This window comes from Qipengyuania sp., assembly GCF_964227205.1.
Taxonomy (GTDB): Bacteria; Pseudomonadota; Alphaproteobacteria; order Sphingomonadales; family Sphingomonadaceae; genus Qipengyuania.
Genome location: NZ_CAXQVB010000006.1, coordinates 103,035 through 119,214 on the forward strand (window position 1 = coordinate 103,035; position 16,180 = coordinate 119,214).

Consider the following 16,180-nt stretch of genomic DNA (forward strand, 5'->3'; position numbering starts at 1 on the left):
AAAAATGACGACAACTGCGACGAACCAGGTGCACTGGTGTTCGAATTGCCTGGCTATGTCCACGCGGCCGCGTATCGGCTTCGATGAGCGCGGCTGGTGTAATGCCTGCCAGTGGATGGAAAAGAAGCAGACCCTCGACTGGGGCGCGCGGGAAAAGGAGCTCGAGGAGTTGCTGGCGAAGCATCGCCGAGACGATGGCGAGTTCGATGTTCTCGTGCCGGTTTCGGGTGGCAAGGACGGGTCCTATGTGGCCTACAACCTCAAGCACAAGTACGGCATGCATCCGCTGTGTGTGACGGTGACCCCTCCGTTGCCGTTGCCGCTGGGCGACAGCAACCTGCGAAACTTCGTTGAATCGGGCTACAACCATATCAGCATCAACGTCGCGCATGAGGCTGTGCGCAAGCTCAACCGCCGTGGCCTTGTCGACCTGGGCTTTCCTTATTTCGGATGGTTGACCGCGATGCAGGCAGCACCCGTACGGATGGCCGCGCGTCTAGGCATCGGACTGATCTTTTACGGCGAGGACGGCGAGGTCGAATACGGTGGGACCACTGAAACCGACAAGAACCCAATCTATGACGTCGCTTACATGAAGAAGGTCTACCTGGAAGGCGGCTACGAGAAGATCGTCGAACGCGCTCACGACATTCCAGATGCCGATCTGAACTTCTTTCGTTTCCCGACCGACGAAGAACTGGCCCGTTGCCCCGTGGAGATCACCCACTGGTCGTATTTCGAGAATTGGGATCCTTACCGGAACTATTTGGTGGCCAAGGAGCATTGCGGCCTCGAGGAGGCCAAGGACAGCAACGTCGGGACCTTTACGAATTTCTCCCAGAACGATCAGGCGCTTTACTCGCTCCACACCTACCTGATGTTCCTCAAGTTCGGTTTCGGTCGCGCCAATCAGGATGCGTCTATCGAAATTCGTCGCGGCGCGATGGACCGGGACCAGGCGGTCAATCTCGTGCGGCTCTATGACGGGCATTATCCCGAGGAATTCCTCGACACCTACCTCGAATACTACCAGATGACCAAGGAGGAGTTCGACGCTGCGCTGGATCGCTGGGCCAACCAGGACCTCTTCGAAAAGGTCGATGGTCGCTGGCAACCGCTCTTCACTGTTGTCTGAACCATGACCGGGCTCGTCGTCGTCGATTACGGGATGGGAAACCTGCACTCCGTGTTGAGTGCGCTGCGCTATCTGGGTGTCGAGCCGCTGCTCAGCAGCGATCCCGACACAGTGGCCGGCGCAGACGCCCTGTTGCTTCCTGGTGTGGGATCATTCCGTAAGGCGATGGAGCGCCTCAACGAGACAGGGTTGGCGGATGCCCTGAACGAGGCGGTTATGATCCGGCAACGCAAAATTCTCGGTATATGCCTCGGCCAGCAGCTCATGGCCGAATATGGCGAAGAGGATGGTGGTCAGGCGGGGCTGGGATTTGTTCCTGGCCCCGTCACACGGCTGCCCACTGTGCGCGGACTCAAGGTTCCTCACGTGGGCTTCAACACCGTTCGCTTCGAATCCGACAGCCGCCTTGCCGCCGGATTGGGCGAGACGGTGGATGTCTATTTCGTGCATTCGTACCGTCTTGGAGTGGAGGAACGCCCAGGAATGGCAGCCCTGTGCAACTACGGTGGCGATTTCGTTGCCGCCTACGAGCACGAGAACGTCTTCGCCACCCAGTTCCATCCCGAAAAGAGCCAAACGAATGGCCTGCGCTTGTTGTCCAATTTCCTAGCAGCGTGAGGATTGCATGCTCAAGAAACGCATTATCTTCACCCTCCTCTTCGACAACGGCCAGTTCATGCTTAGCCGTAATTTCAGGCTGCAGAACGTAGGCAATCTCAGCTGGCTCCAGCGCAACTACAATTTTGCCGACGTCGCCTTCTTCATCGACGAGCTCATCGTCCTGGATGTGAGCCGTGAGGAACGCGATCCCGATGCCTTTTGCGCCGCTCTCGAAGGAATATCGGCGGGTTGTTTCGCGCCGATCGCTGCCGGGGGAGGTATCGATAGTGTCGATTATGCGCGCAGGTTGCTGCGTTCGGGCGCGGACAAGGTGGTTCTGAACTCGGCGTTGGCGGACAATCCCGCGCTGGTCCGGGACGTTGCCCAAGAATTCGGGCAGCAATGCGTCGTCGGATCGGTCGATGTGAAAAAGGAAGGGGAAGCAGGTTATTCCGCCTACATCCGCAACGGGAGCGAGCGCCTGAACATGCCCCTCGAAGAGATGCTCGACGGACACGCGGAAGGGCATGTGGGTGAACTGTATCTCAATTGCATCGATCGCGATGGTACAGGGCAGGGTTATGATTTTGCGACGCTCGACTTGCTGCCCGATGGCTGGTCGCTCCCGGTAATCCTGGCCGGCGGTGTCGGAAATGCGAAGCATTTTGCCGAAGGACTTGACGACGAGCGGGTCGACGCGGTGGCTACCGCTCATCTGTTCAATTTCGTCGGCAATGGTCTCAAGAAGGCGAGACACGCACTGCTGGATGGCGGAATTGAACTGGCGCAGTGGCCCGACAAGGGGACCGTTGATCTCAGCGGTCACGAACGGGCAGGGGCATGATCGATCGCGCCCTGATTGCTGGCCTGGGCAGCATCGGCAAACGGCACTTGCGCCTGTTGCGTGCTGCCCTGCCCCAAGCCGATATCCGGGTGCTGCGCCACGCGCGTTGCGACGATTCGATAGAATATGCCGACGGCTGTTTCGACCGGCTTGAGTCGGCCTGTGACTTCGCGCCGCAGCTGGCGATCATTGCGACCCCGGCTCCGTTTCATATCCCGACCGCGAAAGCGCTCGCGCAGTCGGGCGCGCATCTGCTGGTAGAAAAGCCCATCTCGGACAGCGTCGAAGGCGTGGCCGACCTGATCGGGTTTTGCAAAACTGAGGGGCGGGCGCTCCACGTCGGATACAATCTGCGATTTCTGCATACCCTCCAGCAATTTCGATCGGCCCTTGCCGATGGCCGGATCGGGCAGGTTTACGGGGTTCGTTGTGAGATCGGCCAATATCTGCCCGGATGGCGCAGCGGAGCGGATTATCGCACGACGGTTTCAGCGCGACGCGATCTGGGAGGTGGCGTCCTCCTCGAACTTAGCCACGAGCTGGACATGCTTAGGTGGGTATTCGGTGAGGTGTCGTGGGTGTCGGCCTGGAGTGGGCGTCAGAGCGCTCTCGAAATCGATGTTGACGACACCGCCATGCTTCAGATGGGCTTTGCGAACGGTCCGGTTGCGCAACTGGGTATGGATTTCCTGCGTCGCGACACCAAGCGCATGTGTACGGCGATCGGTGAAAAGGGGAGTTTGACCTGGGATGCGGTGGCGGGACGGACGACATTGTTCGATCCCGAAAACGGGAGCTGGATCGATTTGCGGTCGGAGAGCCCCGACCGCGATTTCACTTATTCCGCCCAGATCGCCGCCCTGATTGGCGCTATCGAGGCGAATACTCCAGGCGACACTGCCGCGCAGGGTTGCGATGGGTTGGCAGTGATGCAACTGGTGGAGGCGGCACGCCTGTCGCACGATCAGGATGGGCGGCGCATCGCAGTAGGAAGCCCCGCATGAGCCTCACTGCGTTCATCTTTGCGCGTGGTGGATCCAAGGGGCTGCCCGGCAAGAATGTCAAGCCTTTGGCGGGAAAACCGCTGATCGGTTGGGCGATCGAGCAGGCTTTAGGCGTTGAGCAGATCGGTCGCGTTGTAGTTTCGACCGACGATGCGGAAATAGCCGAAACTGCACGCGCTTGCGGAGCAGAGGTTCCGTTCCTGCGGCCGGAGTCGCTCGCCAGCGATACTGCCTCGGAGTGGGATGCGTGGCGCCACGCGCTCGAGGAAATGCGTAAGGCAGAAGGCGTGCTCCCCGACCCCTTCATCTCGGTCCCGGCCACATCTCCCCTGCGACTGCCGAAGGATATTGCCGCTTGTCTGGCACGGTACGCCCAAGGCGACGCCGACATGGTAGTCGCGGTCACGGCTGCGCACCGCAACCCCTGGTTCAACATGGTGAGCGCCCGGGATGATGGCACCGTTGCCCCGGTCAACAATCCGGACGGTACAGTGGTTCGTCGGCAAGACGCTCCAGCGGTTTTCGACATGACGACATTCGCTTACGTAGCCGATCCGCACTATGTGCTTCGTTCGCGAGGAGTGTTTTCCGGCCGCGTGCGCGCGGTCGAGGTGCCGGTCGAACGGTCGATTGATATCGATACCCCTTTCGATTTCGAAATTGCAGAGTTCCTCATGAACCGGAAGCTGGAGGCCAAGTGACTGCTTTGCGTCAACTGATGGACATGTCGGGTCGTCGCGCCTTGATAACGGGTGCCGCTGGCGGCTTGGGGCGCGTCATGGCCGACAGTCTGGCCGAACTGGGCGCCGACCTTCTGCTCGTCGATCGGGAAGGGGCGTCAACGCCCGGTCTGGCGGAGGAAATCTGCGCTCGTCACGGAGTCAAAGCCACTGCGCTAGCTTGCGATCTCGAGGACGCAGATCAGCGAACGGCGATGGCTGGGACGGTATTGGCTGAAGGCGGTTTGAGCGTCCTGGTGAACAATGCGGCGTTCGTGGGAGATTCGAACTTGAGCGGCTGGTCCGAGCCATTCGAGAGCCAGAGCGTCGAAACGTGGCGCCGAGCGCTCGAAGTCAACCTCACAGCGGCTTTCCATCTTTCGCAACTCTTCACGCCCGCGCTGAGAGCCGATCGGGGAGGCAGCGTAGTCAACATCGCCTCGATTTATGGAGAGTGGGGCCCCGACTGGTCGCTTTACGAGGGCACGACAATGGCCAATCCCGCGGCCTATGGCGCTTCCAAGGGAGGGCTGATCCAGTTCACCCGCTGGCTGGCCACGACCTTGGGACCCGATGTGCGGGTGAACGCAATCTCGCCCGGAGGCATAGCTCGTGGCCAGGCATCCAGCTTTATCGAGCGGTATGTCGCGCGTACCCCGCTGGGCCGGATGGCCAGCGAAGACGATTTCCGCGGCGCGATCGCCTATCTCTCAAGCGATCTATCTGCCTATGTGACTGGGCAGGTGCTCGCAGTCGATGGCGGCTGGGGCGCTTGGTGAGGAGGATATCGTGACTGGATTGTTCGCGCGATTGCGGTTTTGGGCCAAGACTAAGCGGATTGGGCCAGATATCCCCCTTACGCATTGGATGCTCTATTTCCCGCAGCTGGCTCAGCGATTGGCTACGCGGAAGCTGGCACGGTTCGGGGAGGGCAGCAGTATTCGTCCGCATAGCTATCTCGTCGAGACCCAGCATATCGAAATCGGCGATCGTGTGGTGATCAGACCCCATACCATGCTTATGGCGGATGCCGATGCCCGGATCATTATTGGTGACGACGCCCTGATCGGTGCGGGCGTGCACGTCTACGTCAATAACCACCGCTTCGACCGCACCGACATCAAGATCGCAGATCAGGGGTACTATCCCTCTGAAAACGTTGTGATAGAAGACGATGTTTGGATCGGAGCAAACGCCGTTTTGTTGCCGGGCGTTACCGTAGGGAGCCACTCGGTGGTCGCCGCCGGGAGCGTGGTGACAAAAAGCGTGCCGCCCTGCACCGTCTATGGCGGTGTCCCGGCAAAGAAACTCAAGGGTATTCCTCGCAAGACTGCACCAACCGGATCCCGTATCTCTCCCTCTGAAGACTAGGAACCTTCTATGCATGCTTCTCAGCACCAGCCCGGTTTTTGGTTTGCCCTTCTGCGGCAGTTCTACACTGCGACGCGTCAGGCAGTCCAGACCTACAAAACGGATCTTAGGGGCGCATTCTACTGGATTTATGCCCGCAATCTCGTCTCGCTCCGTCCCGGCAGCAACTACGCCGCCCAAGTCCCAGAAAAGGTCAAGCCCCTGGCCGAGACCGGCTACCAACCGCTGCCGCCGCTCTCACCCGACCTAACGCGGGCTCTCGTGGACCATTATCTCGCGAATGTTGAGCCCGGCATTAGCTACGGCAGTTTAGCCGACTATTTCGAAAGCAAGCGTGGCGAGGGTCTGGTGCGCCCGGCGGGTCTGGACGTGCCATTGGAGCGAGAACTCATAGGCCGAATTTTTGCTGAATCGGGCCTTGTGGATCTTGCGGAGGCGTTTCTTGGATTGGATCGCGACCAGATGATGTTCCAAGCAAAGATTGACACTCTAGTCCGCATATCGACAGATCGAACCTTGGTAGACGGCTATGACGATGCGCTGGAAATTCACCGCGACGTTGACAGCCTCAAATTCGTCAAGGCCTTCTACTACCTAAAAGATGTAGAAGAGGGCTACGGCCACCACGAGGTATATCTTGGTACTCATCGGAAGATTCCATGGGGGCTGCGCTTGATCCGTCGCTATACCGAGGCCGATTTGCAAGCGAATGGCGTCGCTGCAGAACTCAAGAAGGTCACCGGCAAGGCCGGCTCAGGGTTCATCGAAAACACGACTGCGTTTCATCGCGGGACGGTGCCTGTCAGCGGTGATCGTATCATTCTTTCGATGTCGTTCAACGATTTGGCCTCGACCCAGGCGATCTACCGGGGGGGGCACTATGCGCCGATGTCCGCCGTACTGATGTCGCCTTAGCCCGGCGAACCGCAGGCCGGCCAATTTGAAATGAAAAGTCTCCAACCGGGGCTAAAAAGGAGAATCGATCAGATGATCGACTTCGTTATCGCGGGCACATTCAAGGCTGCCTCCTCAACGCTGAGCTATGAATTAGCCAAGCACTCGGAGGTTTTCGTGCCCAAGCCCAAGGATCCACACTACTATGTAGGGGGCTTTTTTCGGTCGCTTGAGGGTCCGGAGGAATTTCTCAAGCATCAGCATTCTCACGCTACCTATGCGCGCGCTGAATTCGAAGCGCTTTACGAACCGGTGGGAAAGGCACTGAAATGCGATGCCACGCCCCTGTACCTCTACTGCCACGAGCAGGCCATCCCGGCGATTCAGGCGGACAATCCTGATGCCAAAATCGTTATCATCTTACGAAATCCTGCTGACCGAGCATTCTCAAATTTCAACCATAATGTGAAGGATGGATTCGAAAACCGAAGTTTTTCGTCCTGCATTGACCAATGGGAGGAGACGGAACGCTTTCCGATGCACCCGTTCTTCCACTACGTTCGGGCGGGCTTTTATGACGCGCAGGTCGCCGCCTATCTGGCCGCTTTCGAGCATGTGAAAGTCGTCACCTACGATCAGGTAGTGACCGACATCCACCTGGTTCTCAACGAGATCGCCGAATTCCTCGGTATCAATCCGGAGTTCAAGCCCCGGAGCGACGCTATCCAGCTCAATAAATCGGGATTGCCACGTTTTCCCGCGCTGCATCGTTTCATCCTGCAGGAAAACCCGATCAAGAATGCTTTGCGTCCGCTCTATCGCAGCGTACTTCGCAACCCGTACACGCGCAAGCGCGTCGCGGAGCGGGTAAAGAACTTCAATATCGAAAGTCAGCAAATGGCTCCCGCCGAGCGTGCCCGGCTCTATGCGCTCTATTCCTCGGACATCGAGCGGGTTTCGGAGCGTGTCGGAATGGACTTGGCCCGGCGCTGGGGTATCTGAGGTCGAAGCGGGAAACGGAAAATATTATAGTGACTTACCGCAATCGCCTGTGTTTCTTGGGCAATCAGAGCCGGACGGCATTCTTTCAGAACATCGCAAAGCGGATCGATCGTAGCAGCACCAGGATAAGCTGGATTGTCGTCAACGCTGCACAGAGGGAAGTTTTGCGCGCCGATGGCTATGACGAGCGGGACATCTTGTATCTCCCGCTTTCCACCCGACCGGTACGCGCGCCCTATCCGGTGAAGATCAACGATCTGGTCTTTTGCGACCGAAGATTGATGCACATGCGCCAACACGGGCTTGACTATCTGCGCGCCATACAGGCTCCGATCATCGATTTTCTCGAAACTGACCTTCCGACGCTGGTGGTGGGAGAGCTGACCTATGCCTACGAGGTGCTGACACATCGGCTGGTGCAAGCGATCTTGCCTCAGGCGGAATGGGTCTCGCCATTCCTGACTCGAGTACCTGCGGGATATTTCGCTTTCTTCGCCGACGAGGCATTTTCTCGCGAGGTCTGGCCTGTGCCGCAAGAGGGGGAGCCGCGGGAAGCGAGAACGGATGACGACCCCGAAGAAATCGGCTACGCGGAAATGAACCGCAAACATATTGCCCGGCAGGGTACTGCGGGATTTTTCCGCGAGAAAATTCGTAGATTCCTGTCGTTGCAGGATTTCGATCCGGAAGATCCTACCTGGAAAAGCAACCGGCGCCGCGACAAGCTTGCGAAGAACGCAAGCTGGTTGGCGAACCGTCGCAGCTATAGCCGTGTTCCGAAGGTCGGTATCGAGGCCATCGAGGCCTGTCGCGGCCGGAGTGTGATCTTCCCGCTCCACCTTCAGCCAGAGCTGAACATCGATACCTGCGGGCGCTATTGGGACAATCAGGCCGAAACGATCCTCAAGATCTGGCGCCAGCTCGGCCCCGACGACGCACTGTTTATCAAGGAGCACCCCGTTGCGGTCGGAAATCGGGGTAGAGCCTGGTATGAACGGCTGCTGGCCTACCCAGGCCTCCACCTGCTCGATCACACTGCGCCGGTGCCTGAGCTGCTAGAGAAGATCGACTACGTTTTCACGATTTCCGGCACCATGGGATTGGAAGCCGCACTGGCCGGGGGGAAGGTGCTATGTCTTGCACCAACCACATACGACCGCTTGGAGAACGTCGTGTCGCCCACGATAGCCGACTTCCGCCGTTGTGGACCTATCGATGAACTATACGAGACGTTGCGCGCTGAAAAGCAGGGGGGGTGGAGTCAGGCTGAGTACGCCGCACACTTGGCCCGGTTCGCCTATCCCGGGGATGCGGAAGGCGACGCCATCGCAAATCCCGCGAGCTGGGAGCCCCGCAATCTGGCGCGCGTGGCGTGGGCTTTCGAACAGGTTCTGGAACAGGTAACGGAGCAATACGCGTGACCCGCGCGGCGTTTATCATCGGTCCCTCGCGCTCCGGAACTTCGGTGCTCGCTCTGGCACTGGGGCGGCATCCACGGATCGAGGCCACCGAGGAACTCCATTTCTACAATCTACTGCAACCGGCTGCCGTGGCTGACGGTCACGGAAAGGAATGGCTCTGGGCCCGGCTATGCGCGATTCAGGACGAAGGGCGGTTCTTCGAGATAAAAAGCGGTAGCCTTGCCGAACTGCCCAATCCCGCGTCGGAAGATTTGCCCGGAGCCGAGACGCCCTTGCTACGAGGCTTCTTCGACCGTCTCGCGCGGAACGCAGGGGCGGCGACGGTGGTCGAACAAACTCCGATGAACCTTTATTATCGCGACGAGATACGCCGCGACTTTCCCGATGCTCTCTTCTTCCTGATGCGTCGCGATCCGCGCGCAATCATCGCCTCGCAAAAAATGCGCTGGAAAGTCGGTGCGCACGGGCAACGCGAAATCCCGGCTAGAGACTTGGCGCGTGTCCGCCACAGCGGGCATCCGATTCTGCAACTCTTACTCTTGCGCAAAACTTTGCAAGAAGTGCGCCTGGCAATGGGCGAGCCCGATGTGGTTCCCATAGCCTACGAAGTTCTGGTAACCGACCCCGATCGCAAGTTAGCCGAGCTGGCCGAGAGGCTTGGACACGAATACGATCCTGCGATGCGCGATGTCAGCGACGGGGGCTCGTCGCACACGCCCGAAGGAGGGCGGACGGGCTTCGATACACAGCGCCTCGAGGGTTGGCGAAAAAGCCTTACGGCAACTGAAATCTGGTTGACCGAGCGCCTATATCGGGACGAACTCGTCATGCCCGCGACGGGTGCGCGTCCGCGAGTCGGTGAGTTGTTGGGGCTATTGTTCAGTCTACCGCGGGCTCTAGCCATGGCGTTGTACTATTCGGCGGGTGGCTACGGGAACCTGGTCGATGCGGCAAGGCGCCGGTTTCTGTGATTGTAACTTTCTTCTCGCTCAAGGCGATGCGCGTCGGCGGCTTGGCCTTGGGCTATGCCGCGATAGTCTGGTTGAGCCGCACCCAGGGCCCTGCCGAGCTGGGACAATATTTGTTTTTGCTCAACAGCATTGTCGTCCTGGGAACTCTGTCAGCCCTGGGGCTGCCGACGCTAGTGCAACGACTGAGTGCTCGATTGGAAGCTGACCGCATTGGCGCAGGCACCGTGATCGCCTTTCGCGGTCGGGGGTTACTCATACCGGCTATGGCCGCCGCCGGTGCAATCGTGCTGCTTGCCCTCGACGCCGATCGGCCGCTCACGCTACTTGGTGCGGTTATACTAACGGCAGCCGCGGTAGGGTTTGCAGTGACCCTGGTATTGATCGAGACGCTGCGAGTTAGCCGTGGCCCACAGCTATCGGAAGTGCAGCGCAATCTCGTGCGTCCGGCGCTGATATTGCTCCTGTTGCTGGCAGGTATCCATGCACACTGGGCGGTCCCGGTCGGTGTACTGGGAGCGTTGGCGGTTGTGCTCTGGCTCGCATGGGGGGCATTGTCCCAGGATCGTAGCTCGGATGCAGACATCCCCGCATATGTAAGAGAGCGCGCCCGCGACCTGCCGACAGTTTTCGGACTGGAAGCCTTAGGCCTGGTCTTTGGCGCAATGGACCTGGTGTTATTCGGACTTCTGGAGAACGCATCTGAGACTGGCATCTACGGTGCCAGCAGCCGGTTCGGAATGCTGGTCAACGTGGCGCTACTTGCCGGGAACGCACAAATGGTCCGACACGTCGCAAAGGTTGCAGCCGGTGATGATGTGGGAGAGGTAAGCCTTGCAAGCATGCGTCGCCAGGTCAGATTGGTCCGATTCAGCAGTACGGGGTTGCTCTTGGCTTTGCTCGCTACCCTCCCGCTCTATGCCTGGATTGTCGACCTGCCTGCGAAAGACCTCTGGCCCTATTTTCTCGTGGTGGTGGGTTCCTATTGGCTGCAAGGAATGTTGGGGCCGGCGAACATGTTTCTTGTACAAGGTCATGAAGCCGGCCGACTGATCCGATATTACTTCTGTGGAATCGTGGTGTTCGGCCTTGTGGCCAGCATTCTATTCGTGCAGGGCACCACTCTGGCCATACCGCTGGGCATCGCAGCCGGGGCCAATACCGTCAAGTTCTTGGCATGGTTACGCGTTCGGCGAAGTTGGGGTCTCCGGATATGAATAGGGAATCCACACATGTGATTCCGCAGCGCCCAGCTTACGGCATGGGCAAGGATTTCAGGCAGCAATCGACGTCGGCAGGCGCCGTCGCGCTTTCGATCAGGAATTGGGCGACCGTAGTCGCGCTGGTCGCGCTGGCATTTCCTACGCTATTAATGTCGGAAATTGCCGGTCGCGTGATATTTCCACACTATATCGCGCTTGCAGTTATTATACCGATCCTAACTCTAACGGGGCAAGCGTGCTGGTCGACAGTAAAGCCAATAATTCCTGTGCTTGCCATGATATTTATTTCGACTCTAATCAATATCACAAGCACTAATCTTTTAGTTGCTGGGTTCCATAGTTTGCATCTTGTGGCGATTGCATTGTTGGCGGGCTGCTCCGGCGTTCTGGCTTTGCGTTTCGCGAAATTCACGATTCTGGCGTACGTCGCGGCAATTCTTCTTGCGCAAACCTCAATTGTGCTTGGCTTCGCCTCGTGGGTGGAGTGGCTTCTCGTAGTGAAGGATGGTGCAAGTGCTTTGAGGGTTTCGGCATTCGCTACGGAACCGTCCTATGCGGCTATGATTATACTTGTTCTGACGAGATTTGTGATCTGTTTTGATATAGGCTGGCTGTCCCCGCCTCGGTTCGGATTGATTTTGGCGGCCCTTCTTGCGACGCTCTCTCTGTTTGCTTTGATATCAGCAATTCTCCTACTTGCGATGTACCTGAATCGCCGCGGTGATATTCGCGCTATGGCTATCGTCGTTGTGGGCGGGAGTTTGTTGCTTTTCGTCTCCACTTCCACAGACTTCTTTACGGGTCGACTCCAGGCGCTGGATTTCACACGTGGTGCGGAGGGGCTGGGGACAGGGACCGTAAGGCTGCTCCCGTATATCTATATGGGGCAAATTTTACCTCATAACCCCTTGCCCCTGTTTTTCGGGGCTGGCGCTGGCGCCCTTGAGGCTGGATTCTTTCATGCGATGGGACGGTACGCTACAGTTGCCGATTTCCTCTCGGTTCACATGGCTGGCCCGATATATGACTACGGTTTACTAGCAGTTATACCAATCATATTCCTCTGGAATCGTCCAAGAGGAAATATTGATCACGGTCTTTTTGTTCTGATGACGATCGCGATCATACTTAATACTGGTATAGGTACATATCTATTTATAATTTTTGGTACCTTTGCACTCCTTGAGCAGAGGGTGCGCGCTTCATGATTTATCGGGCCGATGTCGATGGCCTGCGCACGGTCGCAGTTATTCCGGTACTAATTTTTCACGCCGGTCTCGGACTCAGCGGTGGGTTTGTTGGGGTCGACGTATTTTTTGTGATCTCCGGCTTCCTAATCACTGGTCTTCTCTTGGGTGAGATGGAAGAACGCCGTTTCTCGCTGCTTGGATTTTACGAGCGCCGAGCAAGGCGAATATTTCCTGCACTGTTCGCGATGATCGCGGTCACAAGTCTGGCAGCTGTCGTGATCATGGTTCCGGCCGATCTAGCAAGTTACGGAAAGAGCGTCGCCGCTACGACGATGTTCTTGGCCAATGCGTGGTTCTACACTCAGCAAGGTTACTTTACTGAAGCAGCGGAACTGAAACCCTTGCTCCATGCTTGGTCACTGGGCGTCGAGGAGCAATTTTACGTAGTTTTCCCTCTCTTATTGTGGCTTGGCATCCGCATCTTTCGTGCAATCGGTGCGGCAGTACTAATTGCCATCGTTGGCATTATCTCTCTGGCCATGGCACAGCTGGCACTATCCAGTAACTCTGCTGCAGCCTTCTATCTTCCACAGTACCGCGCGTGGGAGCTTTTTCTGGGATCGCTCTTGGCGATTGCCTCCGCTCGCGGCTGGCTCAAGGGCCTTGGTCGACACTCTTGGTTGAACAAATCGCTATCCGTCCTAGGATTAGCGCTCATACTCTACGCCGTAATCGGGTTTGGTCCGGAAACGCCATTTCCAGGGCTCAGTGCCTTGTTCCCCTGTCTCGGAACAGCCTTGCTGATCGCTACCGGCGAACAAGGTACAACACCGATCCGCACACTCCTCGAGTTGCCGGTGATGACTTTTGTCGGCAAACTGTCATATTCGCTCTACCTTTGGCATTGGCCGTTTATCGCGTTCACATATTATGCAACCGCACAGCTGAGTGTATTTAGCGGTCTCATGTGTCTCGCGGCTTCTGGAGCGGCGGCCTATTTATCTTGGCGCTATGTTGAGCAACCTGTTCGAGATCGCAAAAGAGTATCACGATCGGCTGTCATGGGTTGGTCGGCCGCCGTAATGGTCGCTTTCGTCGCGTTGGGGCTTGCCCTCTTCCGCCTTGACGGTTTGCCAGACCGGCTGCCCCAAGAGATGAATGCCTTGGCGGATTACCGCAATCATATTCACGATCGTCGCGAGTGCCACTTTGTGACACCCGAGCGTGCTCGAAGCGGCGACGTTTGCGTGAGGGGCGCGATAAATACCACACCGAGCTTTGTTCTGGTCGGCGACAGCCATGCGGACGCGTTCAGTCCTGCGCTTTTTGCCGCTGCTACCGATCTGGGGATTTCGGGCTATCAGTACACGGATGCTGGATTTCGCCCGCTCAAAGGCGTGTCGCAGCGGGGGGATGCGTCATTCGAAAGTGATGTTGCAGCATTTATTGATTTTGTCTTGGAACGCCCAAATCTACGCACAATCTATCTAACGTTGTATTGGCAGCATCAGATGACCGGTTATACATACCGTCATCGTGGTACTATATGGGTGGACAAAGACTACAACGGTGAAGGAACCGCATATAATCGTATTGCCACCCTAAATGGATTGCGCCGGCTTGCAGAGGCACTTCCTGGTCGCCGAATTGTTATATTGGATGACGTACCCACAGGCGACGCTCTCCACATGCCTACCCAGCTGAGGGTTCAGCGGTTCGGTTTGAAGCCTACAGATGAAATGGGGCTCCCGAAAACGGAAAGTGACGAGCAGCGGGCCACTTATGAACCTGACCTGCGCAGGTTGGCAAGCAGCACCGATCGGATTGCGTACAGACCAGTTTTCGTTAGCCTTTGCGATGCGGTGCGTTGCCCACTCTTTGATGGCGATACTCTCTTGTTCCGGGATGGCGATCATCTCAGCAAAGAGGGTGCAATGAAGTTGAAGGGAGCAGCGCGGCGTATGCTCGAGGATGAAGGCGTATGACTGGTCCTACCGTGAATGTCACGAGGGGAGAGTTTCATGCTCCGGCGACTTCTTGAACGCTTCCTGTCGCGTTCCAAGGGACTGGAATATCGTATCGACCCGGCGATCGGTACCGCTGAATTGGTGGGATTGGCGGCGCGGCAGTCCATGGCGTTGTTTCGTGGCGTTGTTCGTGGTCGGCCGTTGGTGTTTCTCGATGGTGGCGTGAAGCTTCGCAGTTCCGCCCGCATCCAGATCGGACGCTTCAGCAAAATCGGGGCGGGTAGCCTGATCGAAGGACTTTCACGCGATGGCATCACGATCGGACGCGGCGTGTCTCTTGGGCGGCGAGGGCGGATCCGCGCAACCGCTACCCTCACGGAACTGGGAGCGGGCGTCAGAATCGGCGACTTCGTGGGATTGGGCGACGGATTTTATCTCGGTGCGTTCGGCGGGATTGAAATAGAATCCGAAACCATTGTTGGCGAACGACTGACCGTGCACAGCGACAACCACGATTTTGACGACGAGACCAAAGCGATTAGGAGCCAGGCGACGACAGGATTGCCGGTGAAGATCGGCGCCCGGTGTTGGATTGGCAGCAACGTCACCATTTTGGGCGGTGTTGAGATCGGCGACGATTCCGTAATAGGGGCAGGGTGCGTGGTGACGCGGTCCTTTCCCAAAGGAAGCGTCATCGTGGGCAATCCGGCGCGAATGATAAAGAGTCGCTTTGGCGACAAAACCGAACCCGGCTCGACAGCTAAAGACTAAAGAAAGACAGGGATTCCCTCAGAATGACCAAAAAGGCAATCATAACCGGCATTGCCGGGCAGGACGGCGCTTATCTGGCCAAGCTCCTACTCGAAAAAGGATATCGCGTCCTCGGCGGAGATCGCCGCAGCTCGCGGCAGTCGACCCGGCTCGATTACCTGGGAATTGCGGATGACGTCGAGCGCGTGGATCTGGAGCTTAGCGAGTTCACCAACATTGCCCGGCTGATCCAGGATGAGCAGCCCGACGAAGTCTATAACCTCGCGGCGCAGAGCTTCGTGGGTACGTCCTGGGAGCAGCCGCTCACCACGACCGACGTCAATGCGAATGGCGTGCTGCGCCTGCTCGAGGCGATCCGGACTTTCAGCCCCCAGACGCGCTTCTATCAGGCGTCGACCTCGGAAATGTTTGGCGCCATCGAAGCTCCGCAGCGTGAATCGACCCCGTTCTATCCGCGCAGCCCCTACGGAGTATCCAAGCTTTTCGCGCATTGGATCACGAAGAACTATCGCGAATCCTTCGACCTGAAGGCGAGTTCGGGGATCCTTTTCAATCATGAATCCCCCCTGCGCGGACGGGAATTCGTGACCCGCAAAATTTCCTTGGCGATGTCGCGCATCGCGCTCGGGGAGCAGGATGTACTCGAACTCGGCAATCTCGGCGCGCAACGCGACTGGGGCTTTGCTGGCGATTACGTCGAAGGAATGTGGCGCATTATCAATGCCGAGCCGCGAGACGATTATGTTCTCGCCACCGGCGAGACCCATACGATCCGGGAATTCGCCGAACTCGCCGGCGCTCAGCTCGGAATGGAACTCGCCTGGGAAGGCGAAGGGGTCGAAGAAAAGGGTATCGATACCAAGACCGGCAGGACGATCGTTCAGGTCAATCCGAAGTTCTTCCGGCCTGCCGAAGTGGACCTCTTGCTGGGGGACGCGAGCCGCGCCGAGAACGAACTCGGGTGGGAACGCAAGGTCAGCTTCCCGCAGCTGGTCGAGATGATGGTGCGCGAAGATTACGACCTGCTCAAGGCCGGTCGGCTCAACCACTGATCGTGGTCACCGCCGGGGC

At 57.8% G+C, this 16,180-nt stretch carries 16 protein-coding genes; all 16 read left to right on the plus strand.

From position 1 onward, the window contains the following. Nucleotides 1-4: 4 nt before the first annotated feature. The 16 genes from ACEQZ0_RS13685 to gmd all read left to right on the plus strand — a co-directional run bounded on the left by ACEQZ0_RS13685 (nucleotide 5) and on the right by gmd (nucleotide 16,161). Nucleotides 5-1,135 carry an N-acetyl sugar amidotransferase gene (locus ACEQZ0_RS13685; RefSeq protein ID WP_370191564.1) on the plus strand — a complete coding sequence of 377 codons (1,131 nt, stop codon included), beginning with the start codon at nucleotides 5-7 and terminating at the stop codon, nucleotides 1,133-1,135. A gap of 3 nt (nucleotides 1,136-1,138) precedes the next feature. After that, nucleotides 1,139-1,753 carry an imidazole glycerol phosphate synthase subunit HisH gene (hisH, locus tag ACEQZ0_RS13690; RefSeq protein ID WP_370191565.1) on the plus strand — a complete coding sequence of 205 codons (615 nt, stop codon included), beginning with the start codon at nucleotides 1,139-1,141 and terminating at the stop codon, nucleotides 1,751-1,753. 7 nt (nucleotides 1,754-1,760) lie between these two features. Further along, nucleotides 1,761-2,579: a HisA/HisF-related TIM barrel protein gene (locus ACEQZ0_RS13695; protein WP_370191567.1), complete on the plus strand. Its 819-nt coding sequence runs from the start codon at nucleotides 1,761-1,763 to the stop codon at nucleotides 2,577-2,579. Beyond that, a complete protein-coding gene (locus tag ACEQZ0_RS13700) occupies nucleotides 2,576-3,583 on the plus strand; it encodes a Gfo/Idh/MocA family protein (protein ID WP_370191570.1) in 1,008 nt (335 codons plus the stop codon). Before ACEQZ0_RS13695 ends, ACEQZ0_RS13700 begins: the two co-directional genes overlap by 4 nt. Beyond that, the gene (locus ACEQZ0_RS13705) at nucleotides 3,580-4,284 is read left to right on the plus strand and encodes a cytidylyltransferase domain-containing protein (protein WP_370191572.1); all 705 of its coding nucleotides are present in this window, start codon (nucleotides 3,580-3,582) and stop codon (nucleotides 4,282-4,284) included. Before ACEQZ0_RS13700 ends, ACEQZ0_RS13705 begins: the two co-directional genes overlap by 4 nt. A gap of 23 nt (nucleotides 4,285-4,307) precedes the next feature. Continuing rightward, on the plus strand, nucleotides 4,308-5,081 hold the full coding sequence (locus ACEQZ0_RS13710; protein ID WP_370191721.1) for an SDR family oxidoreductase: 774 nt from the start codon (nucleotides 4,308-4,310) through the stop codon (nucleotides 5,079-5,081). A gap of 10 nt (nucleotides 5,082-5,091) precedes the next feature. Further along, complete coding sequence (locus tag ACEQZ0_RS13715; RefSeq protein WP_370191574.1) at nucleotides 5,092-5,673, plus strand: DapH/DapD/GlmU-related protein; 582 nt, start codon at nucleotides 5,092-5,094, stop codon at nucleotides 5,671-5,673. A 9-nt stretch (nucleotides 5,674-5,682) separates the two neighbouring features. Beyond that, complete coding sequence (locus ACEQZ0_RS13720; protein ID WP_370191575.1) at nucleotides 5,683-6,588, plus strand: hypothetical protein; 906 nt, start codon at nucleotides 5,683-5,685, stop codon at nucleotides 6,586-6,588. A 72-nt stretch (nucleotides 6,589-6,660) separates the two neighbouring features. Then, nucleotides 6,661-7,569, plus strand: a complete 909-nt coding sequence (locus tag ACEQZ0_RS13725) for a sulfotransferase (protein ID WP_370191576.1) — start codon at nucleotides 6,661-6,663, stop codon at nucleotides 7,567-7,569. 29 nt (nucleotides 7,570-7,598) lie between these two features. Continuing rightward, on the plus strand, nucleotides 7,599-8,990 hold the full coding sequence (locus tag ACEQZ0_RS13730) for a hypothetical protein (protein WP_370191578.1): 1,392 nt from the start codon (nucleotides 7,599-7,601) through the stop codon (nucleotides 8,988-8,990). Beyond that, entirely contained in the window at nucleotides 8,987-9,961 is a 975-nt protein-coding gene (locus tag ACEQZ0_RS13735) for a sulfotransferase (protein ID WP_370191579.1), read from the plus strand. Before ACEQZ0_RS13730 ends, ACEQZ0_RS13735 begins: the two co-directional genes overlap by 4 nt. Beyond that, nucleotides 9,958-11,175, plus strand: a complete 1,218-nt coding sequence (locus tag ACEQZ0_RS13740) for a hypothetical protein (RefSeq protein ID WP_370191580.1) — start codon at nucleotides 9,958-9,960, stop codon at nucleotides 11,173-11,175. The genes ACEQZ0_RS13735 and ACEQZ0_RS13740 overlap by 4 nt, the downstream gene beginning before the upstream one ends. A gap of 44 nt (nucleotides 11,176-11,219) precedes the next feature. Then, nucleotides 11,220-12,389, plus strand: coding sequence for a hypothetical protein (locus ACEQZ0_RS13745; protein WP_370191581.1), 1,170 nt, complete (start codon nucleotides 11,220-11,222; stop codon nucleotides 12,387-12,389). After that, nucleotides 12,386-14,356 (plus strand): acyltransferase family protein, encoded by a 1,971-nt coding sequence (locus ACEQZ0_RS13750; protein WP_370191583.1) that lies wholly within the window; start codon nucleotides 12,386-12,388, stop codon nucleotides 14,354-14,356. Before ACEQZ0_RS13745 ends, ACEQZ0_RS13750 begins: the two co-directional genes overlap by 4 nt. A 36-nt stretch (nucleotides 14,357-14,392) precedes the next feature. Further along, nucleotides 14,393-15,109: a DapH/DapD/GlmU-related protein gene (locus ACEQZ0_RS13755; protein WP_370191585.1), complete on the plus strand. Its 717-nt coding sequence runs from the start codon at nucleotides 14,393-14,395 to the stop codon at nucleotides 15,107-15,109. Nucleotides 15,110-15,132: 23 nt separating this feature from the next. Then, nucleotides 15,133-16,161: a GDP-mannose 4,6-dehydratase gene (gene gmd, locus ACEQZ0_RS13760; protein WP_370191587.1), complete on the plus strand. Its 1,029-nt coding sequence runs from the start codon at nucleotides 15,133-15,135 to the stop codon at nucleotides 16,159-16,161. Nucleotides 16,162-16,180: the final 19 nt, after the last annotated feature.

Coding starts and splice junctions, on each gene's coding strand:
- ACEQZ0_RS13685 (WP_370191564.1), top strand. CDS start 5: ATGACGACAACTGCGACGAACCAGGTGCACTGGTGTTCGAATTGCCTG.
- hisH (WP_370191565.1), top strand. CDS start 1,139: ATGACCGGGCTCGTCGTCGTCGATTACGGGATGGGAAACCTGCACTCC.
- ACEQZ0_RS13695 (WP_370191567.1), top strand. CDS start 1,761: ATGCTCAAGAAACGCATTATCTTCACCCTCCTCTTCGACAACGGCCAG.
- ACEQZ0_RS13700 (WP_370191570.1), top strand. CDS start 2,576: ATGATCGATCGCGCCCTGATTGCTGGCCTGGGCAGCATCGGCAAACGG.
- ACEQZ0_RS13705 (WP_370191572.1), top strand. CDS start 3,580: ATGAGCCTCACTGCGTTCATCTTTGCGCGTGGTGGATCCAAGGGGCTG.
- ACEQZ0_RS13710 (WP_370191721.1), top strand. CDS start 4,308: ATGTCGGGTCGTCGCGCCTTGATAACGGGTGCCGCTGGCGGCTTGGGG.
- ACEQZ0_RS13720 (WP_370191575.1), top strand. CDS start 5,683: ATGCATGCTTCTCAGCACCAGCCCGGTTTTTGGTTTGCCCTTCTGCGG.
- ACEQZ0_RS13725 (WP_370191576.1), top strand. CDS start 6,661: ATGATCGACTTCGTTATCGCGGGCACATTCAAGGCTGCCTCCTCAACG.
- ACEQZ0_RS13745 (WP_370191581.1), top strand. CDS start 11,220: ATGGGCAAGGATTTCAGGCAGCAATCGACGTCGGCAGGCGCCGTCGCG.
- ACEQZ0_RS13750 (WP_370191583.1), top strand. CDS start 12,386: ATGATTTATCGGGCCGATGTCGATGGCCTGCGCACGGTCGCAGTTATT.
- ACEQZ0_RS13755 (WP_370191585.1), top strand. CDS start 14,393: ATGCTCCGGCGACTTCTTGAACGCTTCCTGTCGCGTTCCAAGGGACTG.
- gmd (WP_370191587.1), top strand. CDS start 15,133: ATGACCAAAAAGGCAATCATAACCGGCATTGCCGGGCAGGACGGCGCT.